Raw genomic sequence first — 17,299 nt, 5'->3', positions numbered from 1 at the left:
CTTGACCACTCCCGTCCCGCACGAGACTCTGACCGCCCCAACTGGTTGAGACCACATGGAGCCTCAGTGAGACGACGCGACGTGACCTCGGTCGCATGCCTGCTGGCCACGACCACCACCGCTCTGGTCTGCCTGACGTCCCCCGCCGCCGCACACCCGACCGCGGAGGCGGCCCGCACCTCCTCCGCCCTCCCGCCGGTCTCTCCCACCCCCCAGTCCCTCAGCCGCTCCGGAAGCGACGCCACGGTCACGGACCGGGTGCTCGTCGTCGCCGACGACCGGACCGATCCCGCCGCCCGCGACCGCCTCGTCGGCGAACTGACGGCGCACGGCGCCTCACGCGTGGACGTCGTCGCCCCCGGCGGCGTCCCCCCGGCCGCCCGCGGCCTGCTCACCGTGCGACTGGGACCGGCCATCCGTCCCGACATCGCCGCCGCGCTCGCCGGCACGGCCGCACCCGACCGTGCCGAGGGCTACGCGCTGCGCGTCTCGGGCGACCGCCCCGGCGCGACGATCGCCCTCGGCGGCGCCGACGCGACGGGCCAGTTCTACGCGGTGCAGACCCTGCGCCAGCTGTTCGTACCCGCGGACGACGGCTGGAAGGTCGCGGGCGCCCGGGCGGCGGACTTCCCCTCGATGCCGCTGCGCGGCACCATCGAGGGCTTCTACGGACAGCCGTGGACCCACGCCGAGCGCCTCGACCAGATGGACTTCCACGGCGACGTGAAGGCCAACACCTACATCTACGCGCCCAAGGACGATCCGTACCACCGCAGCAAGTGGCGCGAGCCGTACCCCGCCGCCAAACTCGCCGAGCTGGGCGAGCTCGTGCGACGGGCCACCGCCAACCACGTCCGCTTCACCTTCGCCGTCTCTCCCGGCGAGTCGGTCTGCTACTCGGACCCGGCCCACCGCAAGGACCTCAAGGCCAAGCTCCAGGCGCTGTACGACCTCGGCACCCGCGCCTTCTCCGTCCCGCTCGACGACATCAGCTACACCCGCTGGAACTGCGAGGCGGACCGGGCCGCCTACGGCGCACCCGGACGGCAGGCCGCCGCCAAGGCGCAGGTCGACCTGCTCAACGACGTGCAGCGCACCTTCGTGGCCACGCACGAGGGCGCCCGGCCGCTGCAGATGGTGCCCACCGAGTACGGCGACCTCACGGACACGGCGTACAAGCAGACACTGCGCGCCACGCTCGACCCCGCGATCGAGGTGATGTGGACCGGCACCGACGTCGTGCCGCCCAGCATCACCAACCGGCAGGCGGAGGGCGCGGCGAGACTCTTCGGCCGCAAGGTGTTCGTCTGGGACAACTACCCGGTCAACGACTACTGGAACACGAGTGGACGACTGCTCCTCGCCCCCTACGACAAGCGGGAGGCGGGCCTGTCCCGGCACCTGACCGGCATCGTCGCCAACCCCATGAACCAGCCCCACGCCAGCAAGGTCGCCGTCTTCGGCACCGCCGACTTCACCTGGAACGACCAGGCGTACGACGCGCGCGCCAACTGGCCGCGCGCCATGGCGTACCTCGCCGGCGGCGACCGGGCGGCCACCGAGGCCCTGCTGGTCTTCGGCGACCTCGAACACATGGCGCCCACCTTCGGCGCGACCCCCTGGCAGCCGCAGGCACCGGAACTCGCGCGCAGGATCGCGACATTCTGGACATCCTGGGACGCGGGCGACCCCGCCGGCGCCCTGCGGGACCTGCGCCCCTACGCGGAGTCGATCGAGAAGGCACCCGCCACGATCCGCGGCGGCGCGGTCGAGGACGGCTTCGTCACCGACGCCGCACCCTGGCTGGACGCCACGGAGCTCTGGGGGCGTGCCACCGTCACCGTGCTGGACGCGCTCGACGCCTGGCGCGCCGGTGACCGGGACGGGGCCGCCCAACTGCTCGCCGCCTCGCGGAGCTTCCAGGAGCAGGCCCGCGCGGTGCGCGTCGATCCGCCCCGCAACACCTGGGGCTCCGCGCAGGTGAAGGTCGGCGACGGCGTGCTCGACACCTTCCTCGCCCGGGCCGAGGGCCGTATGCGGTGACGCGTCCGCCGTGGGGGCCGGACGCGTCACCGCGTCCGGCCGCACGGCGGGAGGGGACGGGCCGCCTGAACGGCGGCCCGACCACGGGCGAACAACAGGGCAACACAACGGAGACGGCGCACTGCCCGCGCCAACTGGCTGCTGTGTTCACGTTTTTCTCGGGAACCGGCCACATGAGGGGCGGTCGCGGGACATCAACCCGCACGAGGGTTCTGGCGGTTCACATCGAACAGCCAAGGAGGACCTCGTGGGCGTACGACCCCTGTCCCGGCGGAAGTTGCTCGGCCTCGGCGGCGCGGGGGCCGCGGCGCTGATGCTGGGCACCGGCGAGTGGAGCTCCGGCGCCGCGTTCGCCGCCCCCGCTCTGCAAGGCAACCCCTTCACGCTCGGCGTCGCTTCCGGCGACCCGCGGTCCGACGGCGTCGTGCTGTGGACCCGGCTGGCGCCCGACCCGTTCGCGCAGGACGGCATGGGCGGCATGCCCCACACGAACGTCCGCGTCCACTACGAGGTCGCGGAGGACGCGCGGTTCCGCCGCGTCGTGCGCAGCGGCAGCGTCGTCGCCACACCCGAACTGGCCCACTCCGTACACCCCGAGATCCAGGGCCTGCGCCCCGACCGGGTCTACTACTACCGCTTCCGCGCGGGCTCCGAGGTCTCGCCGGTCGGCCGTACCCGCACCACCCCGCTGCCGTGGGCGAACACCGCCGACCTGAAGTTCGCCTTCGCCTCCTGCCAGGCCTGGCAGGACGGCTACTACACCGCCTACCAGCACATGGCCGAAGAGGACCTGGACCTGGTGGTCCACCTCGGCGACTACCTCTACGAGTACGGCGTCAAGACGAACAAGCGCGGCGTCACCACCGACCCGAAGTTCCACACCGAGACGGTCGACCTCGCCCGCTACCGGCTCCAGTACGGCCTCTACAAATCCGAGGCTCCCCTGCAGCAGGCCCACGCCCGCTTCCCGTGGATCATGACGTTCGACGACCACGAGGTGGAGAACAACTGGGCCGACGGCATCCCGGAGAAGGACCAGGACCCCGCGGCCTTCATGGTGCGCAGGGCCGCCGCCTTCCAGGCCCTGTACGAGCACGCGCCGCTGCGCCGCCCGCAGCTGCCAAAGGGCCCGGACGTGCAGATGTACCGCAGGCTCTCCTACGGGCGCCTCGCCGACTTCACCATGCTCGACACCCGGCAGTACCGCGACGACCAGCCGTGCGGCGACGGCATATCGGCGGACTGCGCCGACCGGTTCGCCCCCGACCGGTCCCTGCTCGGCGCACCGCAGCGCGACTGGGTCCTTCGGGGCTTCAGCCGCTCCTCCGCCCGCTGGCAGGTCCTCGGCAACCAGGCCCCCATGGGCCAGACCGACCACGACCCGGGCCCCGGCACCAAGGTGTGGATGGACCCCTGGGACGGCTACGTCGCCGAGCGCAACCGGCTGCTCGCCGAGGCGGACACCCGCGGGGTGCGCAACCTCGTCGTCATCACCGGCGACCGGCACCAGAACTACGCCTGGGACCTCAAGCGGGACTACGCGGACCCCGGGTCGGCCACGGTCGGAGCCGAGTTCGTCGGCACGTCCGTCACCAGCGGCGGCGACGGCGCCGACATGACGGCCGAAGGACAGACCTTCCTCGCGGCCAACCCGCACATGAAGTTCTTCAACGGCCAGCGTGGTTACGTGCGCGTGCGCGTCGACCGGCGGCGCTGGACGAGCGACTTCCGCGTGATGCCGTACGTCACCAGGCCCGGCGCCCCGATCAGCACGCGCGCGAGCGTCGTGGTCGAGGACGGCGTGCCCGGCGTCCAGGTCTGACCCGGCACCAGCTCAGGCGAAGGCCGCACCGGTACCCGCCGGTGCGGCCTTCGCCCCGCCCCGCCCCCTCCGGTGCGGCTTTCGCCCCCGCCATGTGCCGTTGACCGGGTCAGACGCGGGCGCGGGTGCGGCGACGCAGGAGGACGGCGCCGGTGGCCGCGGCCATGCCCGTCAGGGCGGCGCCCGCGGCGACCTCGTGGGGCCCAGGTGTGTACGAGCCACCGAGGCCCCCCTGCGCCGCCGTGCCGGCGAGGACGGTGAAGGTCGCACTGGCGGTACGGCCGCCGCATCGCACACTCAAGGTGGCCGCGCCCGGCCTGGCGGTGTTGTCCACCCGTGCAGTGGCCGTCCTCGCACCTGTGGGCACCGTGACGGTGGGGAAGGCGGTCGAGGTGACGGTCCCGCCACCGGAACAGCCCGAGAAGGTGACCGTCAGCGTCGCGCCCTGGTGCACCTGACTGGGGCTCACCCGCACATTCGACGGCCCCGTTCCCCCCGCGGGAGCCCCGCTCGCCCACGCCACCGTGGGCGAGAGCGTCAGGATCCCGACGACGGCGGCTTCGGCCAGCCCGACACATATCCGTGAAATACGCATGACACTCCTCGACGGAAGGCAGCCCTGGCGGCGGAAGGCATCGCCGTGGCGCTCCCGGAGGGGTGTCGTCGGCTGCCTCCCGTACACACTTTGCGCACGATCACCGGCAGCGGCGCGCCCATGTCACCCCTGCCGTCTCCCGAAGAAGGGCGGAGGCCCAGGTGACAGGCGGTGCCGGCGGCATGGGCCGGGCGGCGGTGCGTTGGTGCAGTCGGCCTATCGACGGCCTCCGCGGTGGGGCATCTGTTCCGCTCGGCCCGGCCGACGGGAAGCCCGCGCCGCCCGTCGCCCGGTGACGACAGGTCAGGCGCTCAGCGCCGCCGAGACGACCGCGCGGGCCTCCTCCTGGACGCGGGCCAGGTGGTCGGGGCCGAGGAAGGACTCCGCGTACACCTTGTAGACGTCCTCCGTTCCGGAAGGGCGCGCCGCGAACCAGGCGTTGGCCGTGGTCACCTTGATGCCGCCGATCGCGGCCCCGTTGCCCGGCGCCTCGGTGAGCACGCCGGTGACCGGCTCCCCGGCCAGCGTGCCGGCCGTCACCTGGCCGGCGGACAGGCGGCTCAGCACCGCCTTCTCCTCCCGCGTGGCGGGCGCGTCGACACGGGCGTACGCCGGCTCGCCGAACCGGGCGGTGAGGTCGGCGTACTGCTCGCTCGGCGTCCGGCCGGTCACCGCCAGCATCTCGGAGGCGAGCAGGGCCATGATGATGCCGTCCTTGTCGGTGGTCCACACCGATCCGTCGCGGCGCAGGAACGACGCCCCGGCCGACTCCTCGCCGCCGAAGCCGAGCGTGCCGTCCGCCAGGCCGTCCACGAACCACTTGAAGCCCACGGGCACCTCCACCAGGTCGCGCCCGAGGTCGGCGGCCACCCGGTCGATCATCCCGGACGACACCAGCGTCTTGCCGACGGCCGCACCCGCGGGCCACCGCTCGCGGTGGCGGTAGAGATAGCCGATGGCGACCGCGAGGTAGTGGTTGGGATTCATCAGCCCGCCGTCCGGCGTGACGATGCCGTGCCGGTCCGCGTCCGCGTCGTTGCCGGTGGCGATGGCGTAGCGGTCCCGGGCCTCGATCAGCGAGGCCATCGCGTACGGCGACGAGCAGTCCATCCGGATCCTGCCGTCCCAGTCGAGCGTCATGAACCGCCACGTGGGATCGGTGTGCGGGTTCACCACCGTCAGGTCGAGCCGGTGCTCCTCCGCGATACGGGCCCAGTACGCCACCGACGCGCCGCCGAGCGGGTCCGCGCCGATCCGCACTCCCGCGGCGCGCACCGCGTCCAGGTCGAGGACCGCGGGCAGGTCCCGCACGTACGCGTCGAGGAAGTCGTAGCGGCCGGTCGTCTCCGCGGCCAGGGCACGCGTGTACGGGATGCGCCGCACGTCCTTGAGGCCACCGCCGATGATCTCGTTCGCCCGCTGCTGGATCCAGCCGGTCGCCTCCGAGCCGGCCGGGCCGCCGTTCGGCGGGTTGTACTTGAAACCGCCGTCCGACGGGGGATTGTGCGACGGCGTGACCACCACGCCGTCCGCCCGCCCGGCCGGACGGAGCCGGTTGTGGGCCAGGACCGCGTGCGACACCGCCGGTGTGGGCGTGTAGCCGTCGGCCGTGTCGACCAGCACGGTCACGCCGTTGGCCGCGAAGACCTCCACGGCCGTCACCCGCGCGGGCTCGGACAGCGCATGGGTGTCCGCGCCCAGGAACAGCGGCCCGTCGACGCCCTGACGTGCCCGGTACTCGCAGATCGCCTGGCTGGTCGCGGCGATGTGGTCCTCGTTGAAGGCCGTCGCGAGGGAGGAACCGCGGTGCCCCGACGTGCCGAACGCGACACGCTGCGACGGATCGTCCGGATCGGGGTGCAGGGCGTAGTACGCGGTCACCAGTCGCGCCACGTCGATGAGGTCCTCCGGCCGCGCCTGCTGTCCCGCGCGCTCGTTCGGCATCCGTCCACTCCTCCGCATCGGTCGAGTGCGTTCAGTGTGGCGGCACCGGACGGGGCGGCGCGAGGCGGCCCCGCTCGCACGGGTGCAGTACCGGCCAGGAACTTCACGCGGTGCGACGGCGTTGCCATGGTGACGCGCGGGTACCCGCCGAGCACGGACCGGAACGAAACAGTCAGAAGCCGAGGTGCACCAGTGGCGATGTGGGATCGGATCAAGGACCAGGCCAAGAACCTGCAGCAGCAGTCCCAGGGCGTGCGGGGCGCGGGCGGCCACGGCAGGCCGGGCACCGGCTCCTCGGGCGGCTCCCGGGCCCAGCTGGTCAACACGCTGAAGTCGCAGCTCACCTCGCTCAAGACGGAGCTGAAGAGCGGTGCCTACCGGGACGCGAGCATGGCGATGTGCGCCCTGGTCGCCGCCGCGGACGGCCACGTCGACCCGGCTGAGAGGCAGCACGTCGAGTCGTTGATCCTGAGCAACGACGTCCTGCAGAACTTCCCGCCGGAGCAGCTGCGCCAGCGGTTCAACAAGCACGTCGACCAGCTGGCCTTCAATTTCCCGCAGGGGAAGGGGGAGGCGCTGCAGGAGGTCGCCAAGGCGGCGAAGAAGCCGGCGGAGGCCCGCGCCGTGATCCAGACCGGTTTCGTCGTCGCGGGCGCGGACGGCTACGTGGCGCCCGCCGAGGAGCAGATCCTTCGCGAGGCGTGCTCCGTCCTCGGCGTGTCGCCCGCCGAGTTCGGCCTGTGAGCAAGGCTCCGCCGCCGCCCCGGACGGGGCGGCGGCGGAGCCACCGGGTCAGGTCTCGTCCCGCAGGGATTCGCCTGCGCCGCGTGCCCTGTCCTTGGCGTCGCCCACTGCCTTCTTGGCGCGGCCCTTCGCCTGGTCGGTGCGGCCCTCGGCCTCCATCCGCTCGTTGCCGGTGGCCTTGCCGATCGTTTCCTTGGCCTTGCCCTTCAGCCTGTCGCCCCTGCCCTTGTCCTTCGCCATGATGTGCTCCCGTGTGGAGACGGCCGCGGGTCCGCGACCGAGTGAAATCACACCCTGCGGGTACCCCGACCCTGGACGACATGCATGCGCAGCGGCAGGTCGTCGCAGCGGCCGCGCCGCTACGCCGTCCCGGCAGGCGCCGTGTGAGCCCACGGGCCACGATGGGAAGAAGGCGGTGGCACTCATGAACAACAGTCCTGAAACCTATGAGCTCGTGTTCCAGGCGCCCGCCGTGGAGGACGACGTCGTCGTGGTCCGGCGTACCGAGCGGGCGGGCGCGGGCGGCTACCCGGTCTACGAGGACGACACCGGCATCGTGCGCGCGGAGATCAGCGACCGGGGCGAGGTGCGGATGCTGGCCAGCGGCGGACACCAGACGTACCACTTCCCGGTGGTGGCCCGGGTCCCGGCCCCGGACCGGGCGGGCCCGCCTCCGGAGACCCCGCGTCCGGCGGCGGCCTGAGGCCCTGACGGCGGCCTGAGGACCAGCGCGGGCCGGGCGGCCCCGCTCCGGCGGTGCGACACGGGCGGGCGGCGTGCACCCGGCCGGTGCGGGGAGCGTCCGGGCGGGATCAGTCGGCCGGCGGCCCCGCCGAGCGGCGGCCCATCACCGGCTCGGCCACCAGGCGTGCCGTGCGGCACAGGGTCTGGCCGTGGAGGCCGAAGAGGTCGTCGCGCGAGTCGAAACGGCCCAGGTCCGTGACGACGTGCCCGGACAGGTCGCAGGCCGCGGCGTCCGCCGGGCACACCGTGTGCCCGTCCCAGTCGATCGCCGTCCGGGACAGGGCCTCGAACAGGGTCTCCGGGCCCGCGTTGGTGAACCCGCCGTCGGGGTGCCCGCTCAACTCGTCGAGGTCGCCGAAGAGTTCAGAGACGGAAAGCCACCCGCCGTCCGGCTCGCCGGCCGGTCCGAGCCGGAACTCGGGCCACGCCAGCAGCACCTGGTCCGGAACGAGCCGGCGCATCCGGGGAAAGCGTGGGTACCACAGCCCCCCGTCCACCACCAGGCCGCGGACCCGGGTGGCGACACCGCCGGCCCGCGCGACCGACTCGAGGACCGCGAGGCGCTGGCTGCACGACCCTCGCCCGCGCCGCAGCACCTCCGACACGGGGCGCTCGTCCTGCACCGAGTAGACCGGCCGCACGGTCGCGGAGATCCTGCGGTGCGCACGGCGCAGGGCCGTGAGCCGATCACCGGCGGACGCGTCCGGGCCCGGCGCGGCGCCGAGGCTGCCGAGCAGCTCCCCGACCCGCGCATGGCCCCAGTCGAGGATCCGCGTCGCCTCCGTGCTCCCGTCCGCGGTCCTCCCGCCGGGCGTGGCGGTACGGAGCCGGTTCCGCGGCCGCAGTATCGAACTCGTCATGACGGACATTGTGCCCCCAGCGGTGCCGGGCCCCGCAGCCGGTCGCAGAAGAGCGGGCCGGGACGGATGCTGGAACCAGGACCCCCCGACACGCCGGGAGAGTGCGCCATGGCAAGGACGCTGGAGTGGAAGGTCGAGATCGTCCTCGTCGAGGAGGAGGGCACGACCAAGGCCCGGGCGGTGCTGAACACCGGCACCACGACGTTGACCGGGCACGGCACGGCCCACCGCAACCCCGAGGACGTGGACGTACCCGAGATCGGCGACGAACTCGCGGCAGCCCGTGCGATGCACAGCCTCACACGGCAGCTGATGAAGGCCGCCGACCGTGACCTCGAAGCCGTCGGAGCCGGGGACGGCAACCCGCCCGGGACCGGATACGGCTGGCCCTACACGACTCCGTGAGCCCGGCCGCGCTCACCTGGTTCCGCGGTCAGTCATGGGCGACGACGGCCACCGGTGCCCGGCAGTGATGCATCGCGGCGTGTGCGACATGACCGATGTGCGGCAGGGGAGCGTGGCGGACATGGCGTCCGACGACCACCAGACCGGCCTCGCCGGCCTCGTCGACCAGCACCTGGGCGGCGGAGCCCGGCACGGGCCGCTCCACCACCTCCACCGAGGGATACTCCTCGCGCCACGGCCGCAGCGCGGCGGCCAAAGCCGCGGCCGCCTTGCGTTCGCCCTCGGCCCGGGCGTCGGCCGAGTGCCCGACCGCGAGCGGCAGCTTCCAGCCGTGCACGGCCCGCAGCGCGCACCCGCGCCGCGCGGCCTCGCCGAAGGCGAAGGCCAGCACCGGATCGGCCGGCCGGTGGAGGTCCACGCCGACCACCACGTCCTTGTCCCGGGCGTGCCCGCCGACATTGCCCTCGGCCCGTACGACGACGACCGGCGTCCGCGTGGCCCCGATGGTCGCCAGGCCGACGGAACCCATCAGGGCGCCCATCACCGTGCCCAGCCCCCGCGAGCCGAGCACCAGCAGCTCGGCGTCGGCCGCCACGGCGGCGAGCCCGGCGGGCGGCCGTCCCGACACCCGGCGCGTGGAGATCCGCAGCCCGGGGTGGGTGCTGCGCAGTTCCCCGACGGCGCTCTCCAGCAGCCTGTCCGCCCAGGTCCGGTGGTCCTCACGGGTGACCGTGGGCATGGCCACGGCCACCGGCAGCGGCCACTCCTCCACATGCACCAGGAGCAGGTCCGCGCCGCGCAGCCCCGCGTCCCGGGCCGCCCAGTGGGCCGCCGCGAGACTCTCGGGCGAGTTGTCCAGACCGACGGTCACATGCCGGGTCATGGTTCGTTCCTCCTTCGGATCGCTCCTGCGGCCACCTTCCAGGGTGCCGCTCACGGCCGCCTGTCGGCGTCCGCCCGCCGGCCGACGAGCGCGCGCGTGCGCCCGAGCCCGCCGCCGGCCGCGCGAACGCCGTTCGGCCGTCGTGGAACGGGGTACCCGGCCGCCCTGACCGCGTGGCTCCGTCCCCCTCCGCCGCCGGCGCCGGGCCGCCCCGTGCGGTGGAGGACGGGGCCGCCGCACGCAGCGGCGCCGCACGGCGAACGACAGGGAGGGACCACATGAGCGCGGACGAGGGCGCCGGACGGCAGGACCGCCCCGCAGGTCCGGCCGGGCGGGGCGCCGCGTGGACGGCTCCCGGGGGTCCGGTCGGGCGGGGCGCAGGGCGGCAGGACAGCGCCATGGGTCCGGCCCGGCAGGGCGCCGCGTGGACGGCCCCCGAGGGTCCGATCGGCCGGGGCGCCACGTCGGCGGCCCCTGACGCCCGTCGGTTCTGGCGCGACGCCGCGGCCGTCGTCCTCGACACCGACGGCGTCGTCACCGACTCCGCACGTCTCCACGCGGCTGCCTGGAAGACCGCCTTCGACGCCTGCCTGCGGGAGCATCCGCCGGACGATCCCCGGGACCGCCGCCCCTTCGACGTCCGCGACGACTATCTGCGCCACGTGGACGGCAGGTCCCGCCTGGACGGGGCCGCCGCGTTCCTCGGCTCCCGCGGCATGCGCCTGCCGCCGGGCAGCCCCGACGACCCGCCGGGCACCGGCACCGTGGCCGCCGTCGCCGCGTACAAGGAGCGGCTGTTCACCGAACGGCTGCGGGAGCAGGGCGTCGACGCCTATCCGGGGACCGTTCGGCTCCTGACCGAGCTGCGCTCCCGGTCCGTGCCGCTCGCCGCCGTGTCCGCGTCCCGCCACGCCCGCGAACTGCTCACCCGCGCCGGTGTTCTGGGCTACTTCGACGTTCTGGTCGACGGTCAGGAGGCCGCCCGGCTGCGGCTGCCCGGCAAACCCGACCCCGCGCTCTTCCTGGAGGCGGCGCGCAGGCTCGGCGTGGCACCCGGCCGGTGCGCGGTCGTCGAGGACGCGCTCGCCGGAGTGGCGGCGGGCCGGCGCGGCCGCTTCGCCCTGGTCGTCGGCGTCGACCGCACCGCCGGCCCCGCAACGGCGACCGCGCTGCTGGAACACGGCGCCGACCTCGTCATCGGTGACCTCGCCGACCTGCTCCCCGACGCCCCCGAGGACTGACCATGCCCGAGTGGATCTGGACGTACGAGGGCTACGCTCCCGGCCGTGAGCGCCTGCGGGAGGCCCTGTGCACGCTCGGCAACGGATACTTCGCCACCCGCGGCACCGCGCCCGAATGCGTCGCCGACGCCGTGCACTACCCCGGCACCTACGCGGCCGGCTGCTACAACCGGCTGACCTCCACCGTCGCCGGCCGCCAGGTCGTCAACGAGGACATGGTCAACCTGCCCAACTGGCTGCCCCTGCGCTTTCGCATGCACAGCCCGAGCGGCGACGCACCCTGGTTCCACCCCGACGACCCGGCCCTGCGCGAACACCGCCAGCGACTCGACCTGTACTCCGGCACGCTCGAGCGCGGCGTGCGGTACGCGGCGGGCGACGGACGCGTCCTGGCGGTGCGCCAGCTGCGGTACGTCCACATGGGAGACCCGCATCTGGCCGTCCTGCGCACCCAGTTCACCGCCGAGGGCTGGTCCGGGGACATCGAGGTCGAGGCCGCGCTCGACGGCTCCGTGACCAACAGCGGCGTGGCCCGCTACGCGGACCTCAACGGCAGCCACCTCGTCCACGTCAACGCGGGGGACGCCGACCAGGAGGTGGTGTGGCTGCGCTGCCGCACCACCACCTCCGACATCCGCATCGGCATGGCGGCCCGCATCACCGCCGACGAGCCGGCGGACCCACGGCCGGCGGACACCGAGCGGCCGCACACGGCCCACGAGCCGCTGCGTGCCGTACAGCTGATACGGCTCTCCCTCGAAGACGGCCGCACCCGGACCGTCGACAAGACCGTCGCCCTGCACACCTCCCGGGACCCGGCGATCAGCGACCCCCTGCACGCCGCCGTCGACCGCGTCGCCCGCGCCCCCGGCTTCGACGCCCTCCTGGAGTCCCACCGCACCGCCTGGCGGCAGCTGTGGGGCAGGGGCGAACTGGACGTGCCCGGGGAGGCGGGGCGCATCCTGCGCCTGCACCTCTTCCACGTGCTGCAGACCCTCTCGCCGCACACCGCCGACCTCGACGTCGGCGTACCGGCCCGCGGGCTGCACGGCGAGGCGTACCGCGGGCACATCTTCTGGGACGAGCTGTTCGTCCTGCCCTATCTGAACCTGCACTTCCCCGAGGTGTCCCGGGCGCTTCTGCTCTACCGCCACCGCCGCCTGGAGGCGGCGCTGCGGCTGGCCCGCGACGCCGGGTACACCGGGGCCATGTACCCCTGGCAGAGCGGGAGCGACGGCCGCGAGGAGACACAGGTGCTGCATCTCAACCCCCGCTCGGGGCGCTGGCTGCCCGACCACTCCCGGCTCCAGCACCACGTCGGGTCGGCCATCGCGTACAACGTCTGGCAGTACTGCGAGGCGAGCGGCGACGCGGAGTTCCTGCACACCAAGGGCGCGGAGATGCTGACGCAGATCGCCCGCTTCTGGGCCGACTACAGCTCCTACGACGAGGACATGGAGCGCTACCGCATCCGCGGGGTCGTCGGACCCGACGAGTACCACGAGGCGTACCCGGGAGCGAAGCTGCCAGGCCTCGACGACAACGCGTACACCAACGTCACCGCCGCCTGGGTGCTCGCCCGCGCGCTCGAGGTCCTGCGTGAACTGCCCGCGCCGCGCCTGCGCGAACTGAGCGAGCGCATCCTGCTCGACGACACGGAGCTGGAGCACTGGGACGACGTCTCGCGGCGGCTGTACGTGCCCTTCCACGCGGGCGTCATCAGCCAGTTCCACGGCTACGGCGACCTGGCGGAGCTCGACTGGGCCGGACTGCGTGCCCGGCACGGCGACATCCGCCGTCTCGACCGCGTCCTGGAAGCCGAAGGCGACACCGTCAACCGCTACAAGGCGTCCAAGCAGGCCGACGTCCTCATGCTCGGCTATCTGTTCTCGCCTGCCGAACTGCGCGGGGTCTTCCGGCGCCTCGGCTACGAACTCGACGACGACACCTGGCACCGGACCGTGGACTACTACCTGGGCCGCACCAGCCACGGCTCGACGCTGAGCGGCCTGGTGCACGGCTGGGTCCTCGCCCGGGGGCGCCGGCAGGACGCGTGGGAGTACTGCCGCGAGGCGCTGGAGGGCGACATCGCCGATCTGCAGGGCGGCACCACCGAGGAGGGCGTGCACCTGGGCGCCATGGCCGGCACGCTCGACCTGGTGCAGCGCGGCCTGACGGGGATGGAGACCCGCGGCGGGGCGCTCTGGTTCGACCCCGTCCACTCGCCCGAACTGCCCGACTACGGGTTCTCCATCCGCTACCACGGCCACTGGGGCGTGCGCGTGCGCATGCGGCCGGGAGAGCTGGAGATCGGCGTACCGGACTCGGACGAGTCCCCGATCGAGGTACGCCTCACCGACCGCATGGTGCCGGTGGAGCCGGGTACGTCCCGCGTGCTCCAGGTACCGGCCGGGTAGCGCTTTCCCTCCGGGCGGGCCGGTCCAGGCGGGGTGGCTCCTCTCTGTTCAGGCCGGGCGGGTGTCGTCGTCCGCGAAGGACAGGCGGTCCACCACGTCCACGACGCCGTCGACGCTCTGGCACAGCCGGACGACCACACGCACCAGGCTCTTGCGCTCCAGCGTCCCGCTGAGCGTCACCCGGCCCTGGTCGACCTGGACGGTGACGGCCGCCGGGGACACGCCCAGCGTGCCGGCGAGGACGTCCTCCACGATCTCCTCCTGGATGGCCCGGTCCCGCCGCAGGAACAGCTGGAGGAGGTCGCTGCGGCTCACCACCCCGATCAGCCGCCCCGAGCCGTCGACCACCGGCAGCCGCTTGATGTGCCGGTCCTCCATCACCCGGGCCGCCTCCACCGCGCTCCACTCCGGCCGGGCGACCACGGCGGGGCTCGTCATCAGCCCCTCGGCCATCTCGGAGCCGGCACCGCCGGTGTGCCGGCGCAGCAGATCCGCCTCGGACACGACGCCGACGGGCCGGCCGTCGTCGTCGATCACGGGCACGGCGGTGATGCCGAACTCGTCGAGCAGCCGGGCGATCTCCTTGAAGACGGTGCCGCGCTGGACGCACACCGCCTCGGGCGTCATCAGATCGGCGACGGAGCGGTTTCTCATCGCACACCGGTCCTCGGCGTCATGGCTCCACCTCCACCTGCGTACGGCTCCACCTGCGTACGGCTCCACCTGCGTACGGCTCCACGTGCGTACGGCTCCTCGACCCCAGTATTTCCGAGGCGCCCCCACCGGTCGCGGCGGGCATCGCCGCCGTGCGGCCCGCCGGGCGCCTGACTACCGTGGGCGCGAGGCGCGAGCCACACCGGGAACGCCGACCTGAGAAGGTGCCACCATGCCGGAGAGAGCGCAGACCGGAGGCCCGGCCGCAGGGCCCTCGAAGGGCGACATCGGCCGCCGGGTGGCAGCCCGGCGGCAGCAGCTCGGGCTGTCCCGCGAGGACGTCGCGCTGCGGGCCGGATCCGCGCCCGGGTACATCGAGTACCTGGAGGAGCAGACCGCGACCCCCGGCATGGGTTTCCTGCTGCGGCTGGCCGACGCCCTGGAGACCACCGTCACCGCCCTGACCGGAGGCGGCGCCGACGTGCCGCCCGGCTCCGGGCGCACCGCGCACCGGCCCGAACTGGTGGAGCTGACCGAGGACGAGTGCTGGGCGCTGCTCGACACCCACGGTGTCGGACGCATCGCCGTCGCCGGACGGGACGGGCCCGCCATCCTTCCGGTCAACTACGTGGTGGCCGAAGGCGAGGTGACCTTCCGCACCTCGCGGGAGGCGCTGCCCGGCGAGGTGGCGGGCGAGGAGATCGCGTTCGAGGCGGACCACATCGACGAGGCGTTCAGCCGTGGCTGGAGCGTCCTGATCGTCGGCACGGCACGGCCGGTCACGGACCAGGACGCCGTACGGGAGCTGGAGCGGCGGGCGTACAGCGCGCCGTGGGCCGACGGCGAGCGGGACCTGTGGATCGTCCTCGCCCCCGACCGGGTCACCGGCCGCCGCATCCTCGTGCGCGGTGAGCCGGCGCCGCGGGACTTCCGCTGACGCCGGCCGCGCCTCAGGCCAGCAGCCGCAGCACCGCGGCCTCCACCGGACCCTGGGTGGCGAGCGTGCCCGGCCGGTCGTAGCGGCCCAGGTCCCCGAGAGCCGGCTCGATGGTGACGCCCTCGTCGTACAGCTCGAACAGCCGCGGATTGATGTACGAGGAGCGGCACACGGCGGGCGTGTTGCCGAGGTAGTCCGCCACCTCCCGCACGGCACGGGAGGCCGCGCGCCGCCGGGCCGTCCGGGACGTTCTCGCGGCGGGCTCCGACACGGCCAGCGCCACGGCCGCGAGGACGGTGGCGTGCCAGGTCCGGAAGTCCTTGCTGGTGAGGGGGCGGCCGGCGAGCCGGCGCAGATGCCGGTTGAGGTCGTCGCCGCTCACGTCGTGCCAGGCGCGGTCCTCCCAGTAGGCCAGCAGCCTGTCGCCGCCGCCGCCCCGCCTCAGCAGCGCCCGGACGGCGGTGAAGGACTCCTTGTCGACGAGCTCCCGGCAGTAGCGGCGTCCGCTCTTGGCCGGATAGTCGAAGCCGATCTCCCCGCCGCGGCAGGTCACCTGGTCGCGCAGCACGGTGGTGAGTCCGTACGAGTCGTTCGTGTCCGTGTAGTGCTCGTCGCCGACGCGGAAGAAACCGAGGTCCAGCAGCCGCACCCCGAGCGCCAGCACCCTGCCCCGGCCCAGTCCGCCGGTGCGCAGGTCCCGGGAGACGCGCTCACGCACGCGGGGGAGCCTGGCGGCGACCTCCAGCACCCGTTCGTGCTTGGCCGCCTCCTGCTGCTCGCGGAACTGCGGGTGGTACAGGTACTGGCGGCGGCCCGCCGCGTCCGTGCCGACGGCCTGGATGTGTCCGTTGGGCCAGGGGCAGATCCACACGTCGGTCCAGGCCGGCGGAATGACGAGGGCCCGTATCCGGTCCCGCTCCGGGCCGTCCACGAGCGTGCGGCCCTCGGTGTCGAGGTAGCGGAACCCGCGCCCGTGCCGCACGCGCCGGAAGCCGGGGTCGGTGGGCCGGCTGGTACGCAGGCGCATGGACCTCTCCTTCCGGTGCGGTTCCGGTACGCGGCTACCCACTCGGCCCCGCTTCACCCCGGGCGCACCCCTGCCGGCCTGCCCTTCCGGGGGATGCCGGCCGCGCCGCGGGGTACTCGGCAGGGGTCCGCGCCGCGGCCGCGCGGCGCGCTGTACACGGGGGCTGCCGACGACGGAGAAGCGCATGCCCGAGCTGCCGGATGTCGAGGGGTTCCGCGAGGTGCTGCGCTCCTGCGGCACGGGCCGGCGGATCAGGAGAGTCGACGTGCGCGACCCGGGCGTGCTGCGCGGGGTGACCGTACGGCGGTTGCGGAAGGAACTGGAGGGGCGGCGGCTGGAGGAGCCGTGGCGGCACGGCAAGTGGCTCGTCGCCCCCACCGACGGGCCCCGCGTCGTCTGGCACTTCGGCATGACGGGGCTGCTGCTGGCCGCATCGCCCGACGACCCCGTGGCGGACCACGACCGGATCGTGCTCACGTTCGACGACGACCGCCGGCTGCACTACCGCGACCAGCGCAAACTCCAGGGCGTCCACCTGGCCGGCAGCGACGAGGCCGTGAAACACGTCATCGGCGACCTCGGGCCGGACGCGCTCGGCCTGCCCCGGGACACGTTCCTCGAACGGGTCGCCGGGCGGCGTGGCGCCGTCAAGAACGTACTGATGGACCAGTCGGTGCTCGCCGGCCTCGGAAACCTGCTCAGCGACGAGATCCTGTGGCGCGCCGGGGTGGCGCCCGGCCGGCCCGCGCGGGACCTCGCCGAGGCCGAACTGCGCCGGATCCACGCCGCGATGGGCCGGGTCCTGCGGTCCTCCGTGGCGGCCGCGCGCGTGCCGCCCCGGCGGACCTGGCTCACCGGACGGCGGGACGACCGCGACCCGGTGTGCCCGCGCTGCCGCGGGCCGCTGAACTCGGACCGCACCGGCGGCCGCCGCTCCGTGTGGTGCCCCGCGTGCCAGACCTGAGCCGCACGGAGCGGGCCCA

Annotated in this window: 16 protein-coding genes; 9 read left to right on the top strand and 7 right to left on the bottom strand. The window is 73.8% G+C overall.

What is annotated here, in order from left to right:
* Positions 1–66 precede the first annotated feature (66 nt).
* Both ACLB9X_RS10200 and ACLB9X_RS10195 read left to right on the top strand, forming a co-directional pair.
* A complete protein-coding gene (locus ACLB9X_RS10200; protein WP_410359935.1) occupies positions 67–2,043 on the top strand; it encodes a beta-N-acetylhexosaminidase family protein in 1,977 nt (658 codons plus the stop codon).
* A gap of 313 nt (positions 2,044–2,356) precedes the next feature.
* The gene (locus ACLB9X_RS10195; protein ID WP_410360095.1) at positions 2,357–3,865 is read left to right on the top strand and encodes an alkaline phosphatase D family protein; all 1,509 of its coding nucleotides are present in this window, start codon (positions 2,357–2,359) and stop codon (positions 3,863–3,865) included.
* Between the two features lie 109 nt (positions 3,866–3,974).
* On the opposite strand, the gene ACLB9X_RS10190 is transcribed toward ACLB9X_RS10195, so the two are convergent.
* Together ACLB9X_RS10190 and pgm are read right to left on the bottom strand one after the other, a co-directional pair.
* The gene (locus ACLB9X_RS10190) at positions 3,975–4,334 is read right to left on the bottom strand and encodes a hypothetical protein (RefSeq protein ID WP_410359934.1); all 360 of its coding nucleotides are present in this window, start codon (positions 4,332–4,334) and stop codon (positions 3,975–3,977) included.
* 429 nt (positions 4,335–4,763) lie between these two features.
* Positions 4,764–6,404, bottom strand: a complete 1,641-nt coding sequence (gene pgm, locus ACLB9X_RS10185) for a phosphoglucomutase (alpha-D-glucose-1,6-bisphosphate-dependent) (protein WP_410359933.1) — start codon at positions 6,402–6,404, stop codon at positions 4,764–4,766.
* A 192-nt stretch (positions 6,405–6,596) separates the two neighbouring features.
* On the opposite strand from pgm, the gene ACLB9X_RS10180 reads away from it, so the two are divergent.
* Entirely contained in the window at positions 6,597–7,148 is a 552-nt protein-coding gene (locus tag ACLB9X_RS10180; protein WP_410359932.1) for a tellurite resistance TerB family protein, read from the top strand.
* A 48-nt stretch (positions 7,149–7,196) separates the two neighbouring features.
* Here the strand turns inward: ACLB9X_RS10180 and ACLB9X_RS10175 are convergent, their stop codons facing one another.
* Positions 7,197–7,388, bottom strand: a complete 192-nt coding sequence (locus tag ACLB9X_RS10175; protein WP_410359931.1) for a CsbD family protein — start codon at positions 7,386–7,388, stop codon at positions 7,197–7,199.
* A 184-nt stretch (positions 7,389–7,572) separates the two neighbouring features.
* On the opposite strand from ACLB9X_RS10175, the gene ACLB9X_RS10170 reads away from it, so the two are divergent.
* Positions 7,573–7,851: a DUF6296 family protein gene (locus ACLB9X_RS10170; protein ID WP_410359930.1), complete on the top strand. Its 279-nt coding sequence runs from the start codon at positions 7,573–7,575 to the stop codon at positions 7,849–7,851.
* Between the two features lie 109 nt (positions 7,852–7,960).
* Here the strand turns inward: ACLB9X_RS10170 and ACLB9X_RS10165 are convergent, their stop codons facing one another.
* A complete protein-coding gene (locus tag ACLB9X_RS10165; protein ID WP_410359929.1) occupies positions 7,961–8,752 on the bottom strand; it encodes a transglutaminase domain-containing protein in 792 nt (263 codons plus the stop codon).
* Positions 8,753–8,860: 108 nt separating this feature from the next.
* On the opposite strand from ACLB9X_RS10165, the gene ACLB9X_RS10160 reads away from it, so the two are divergent.
* Positions 8,861–9,157, top strand: a complete 297-nt coding sequence (locus tag ACLB9X_RS10160) for a dsRBD fold-containing protein (protein ID WP_410359928.1) — start codon at positions 8,861–8,863, stop codon at positions 9,155–9,157.
* Between the two features lie 28 nt (positions 9,158–9,185).
* On the opposite strand, the gene ACLB9X_RS10155 is transcribed toward ACLB9X_RS10160, so the two are convergent.
* The gene (locus ACLB9X_RS10155) at positions 9,186–10,040 is read right to left on the bottom strand and encodes a universal stress protein (protein ID WP_410359927.1); all 855 of its coding nucleotides are present in this window, start codon (positions 10,038–10,040) and stop codon (positions 9,186–9,188) included.
* A 278-nt stretch (positions 10,041–10,318) separates the two neighbouring features.
* On the opposite strand from ACLB9X_RS10155, the gene ACLB9X_RS10150 reads away from it, so the two are divergent.
* Complete coding sequence (locus tag ACLB9X_RS10150) at positions 10,319–11,281, top strand: HAD family hydrolase (RefSeq protein ID WP_410359926.1); 963 nt, start codon at positions 10,319–10,321, stop codon at positions 11,279–11,281.
* Between the two features lie 2 nt (positions 11,282–11,283).
* Positions 11,284–13,698, top strand: coding sequence for a glycoside hydrolase family 65 protein (locus ACLB9X_RS10145; protein WP_410359925.1), 2,415 nt, complete (start codon positions 11,284–11,286; stop codon positions 13,696–13,698).
* Positions 13,699–13,746: 48 nt separating this feature from the next.
* On the opposite strand, the gene ACLB9X_RS10140 is transcribed toward ACLB9X_RS10145, so the two are convergent.
* Positions 13,747–14,352: a CBS domain-containing protein gene (locus tag ACLB9X_RS10140; RefSeq protein WP_410359924.1), complete on the bottom strand. Its 606-nt coding sequence runs from the start codon at positions 14,350–14,352 to the stop codon at positions 13,747–13,749.
* Between the two features lie 232 nt (positions 14,353–14,584).
* Between ACLB9X_RS10140 and ACLB9X_RS10135 the strand changes: the two genes are divergently transcribed.
* Positions 14,585–15,289: a helix-turn-helix domain-containing protein gene (locus tag ACLB9X_RS10135; protein WP_410359923.1), complete on the top strand. Its 705-nt coding sequence runs from the start codon at positions 14,585–14,587 to the stop codon at positions 15,287–15,289.
* Positions 15,290–15,302: 13 nt separating this feature from the next.
* Here ACLB9X_RS10135 and ACLB9X_RS10130 read toward each other — a convergent pair whose 3' ends face one another.
* Entirely contained in the window at positions 15,303–16,316 is a 1,014-nt protein-coding gene (locus ACLB9X_RS10130; RefSeq protein WP_410359922.1) for a DNA topoisomerase IB, read from the bottom strand.
* A 184-nt stretch (positions 16,317–16,500) separates the two neighbouring features.
* On the opposite strand from ACLB9X_RS10130, the gene ACLB9X_RS10125 reads away from it, so the two are divergent.
* Positions 16,501–17,280, top strand: coding sequence for an Fpg/Nei family DNA glycosylase (locus tag ACLB9X_RS10125; RefSeq protein WP_410359921.1), 780 nt, complete (start codon positions 16,501–16,503; stop codon positions 17,278–17,280).
* Positions 17,281–17,299: the final 19 nt, after the last annotated feature.

This window comes from Streptomyces sp. 5K101 (genome assembly GCF_046506645.1).
Taxonomy (GTDB): domain Bacteria; phylum Actinomycetota; class Actinomycetes; order Streptomycetales; family Streptomycetaceae; genus Streptomyces.
This window is presented reverse-complemented; position numbering and strand designations above follow the sequence as displayed.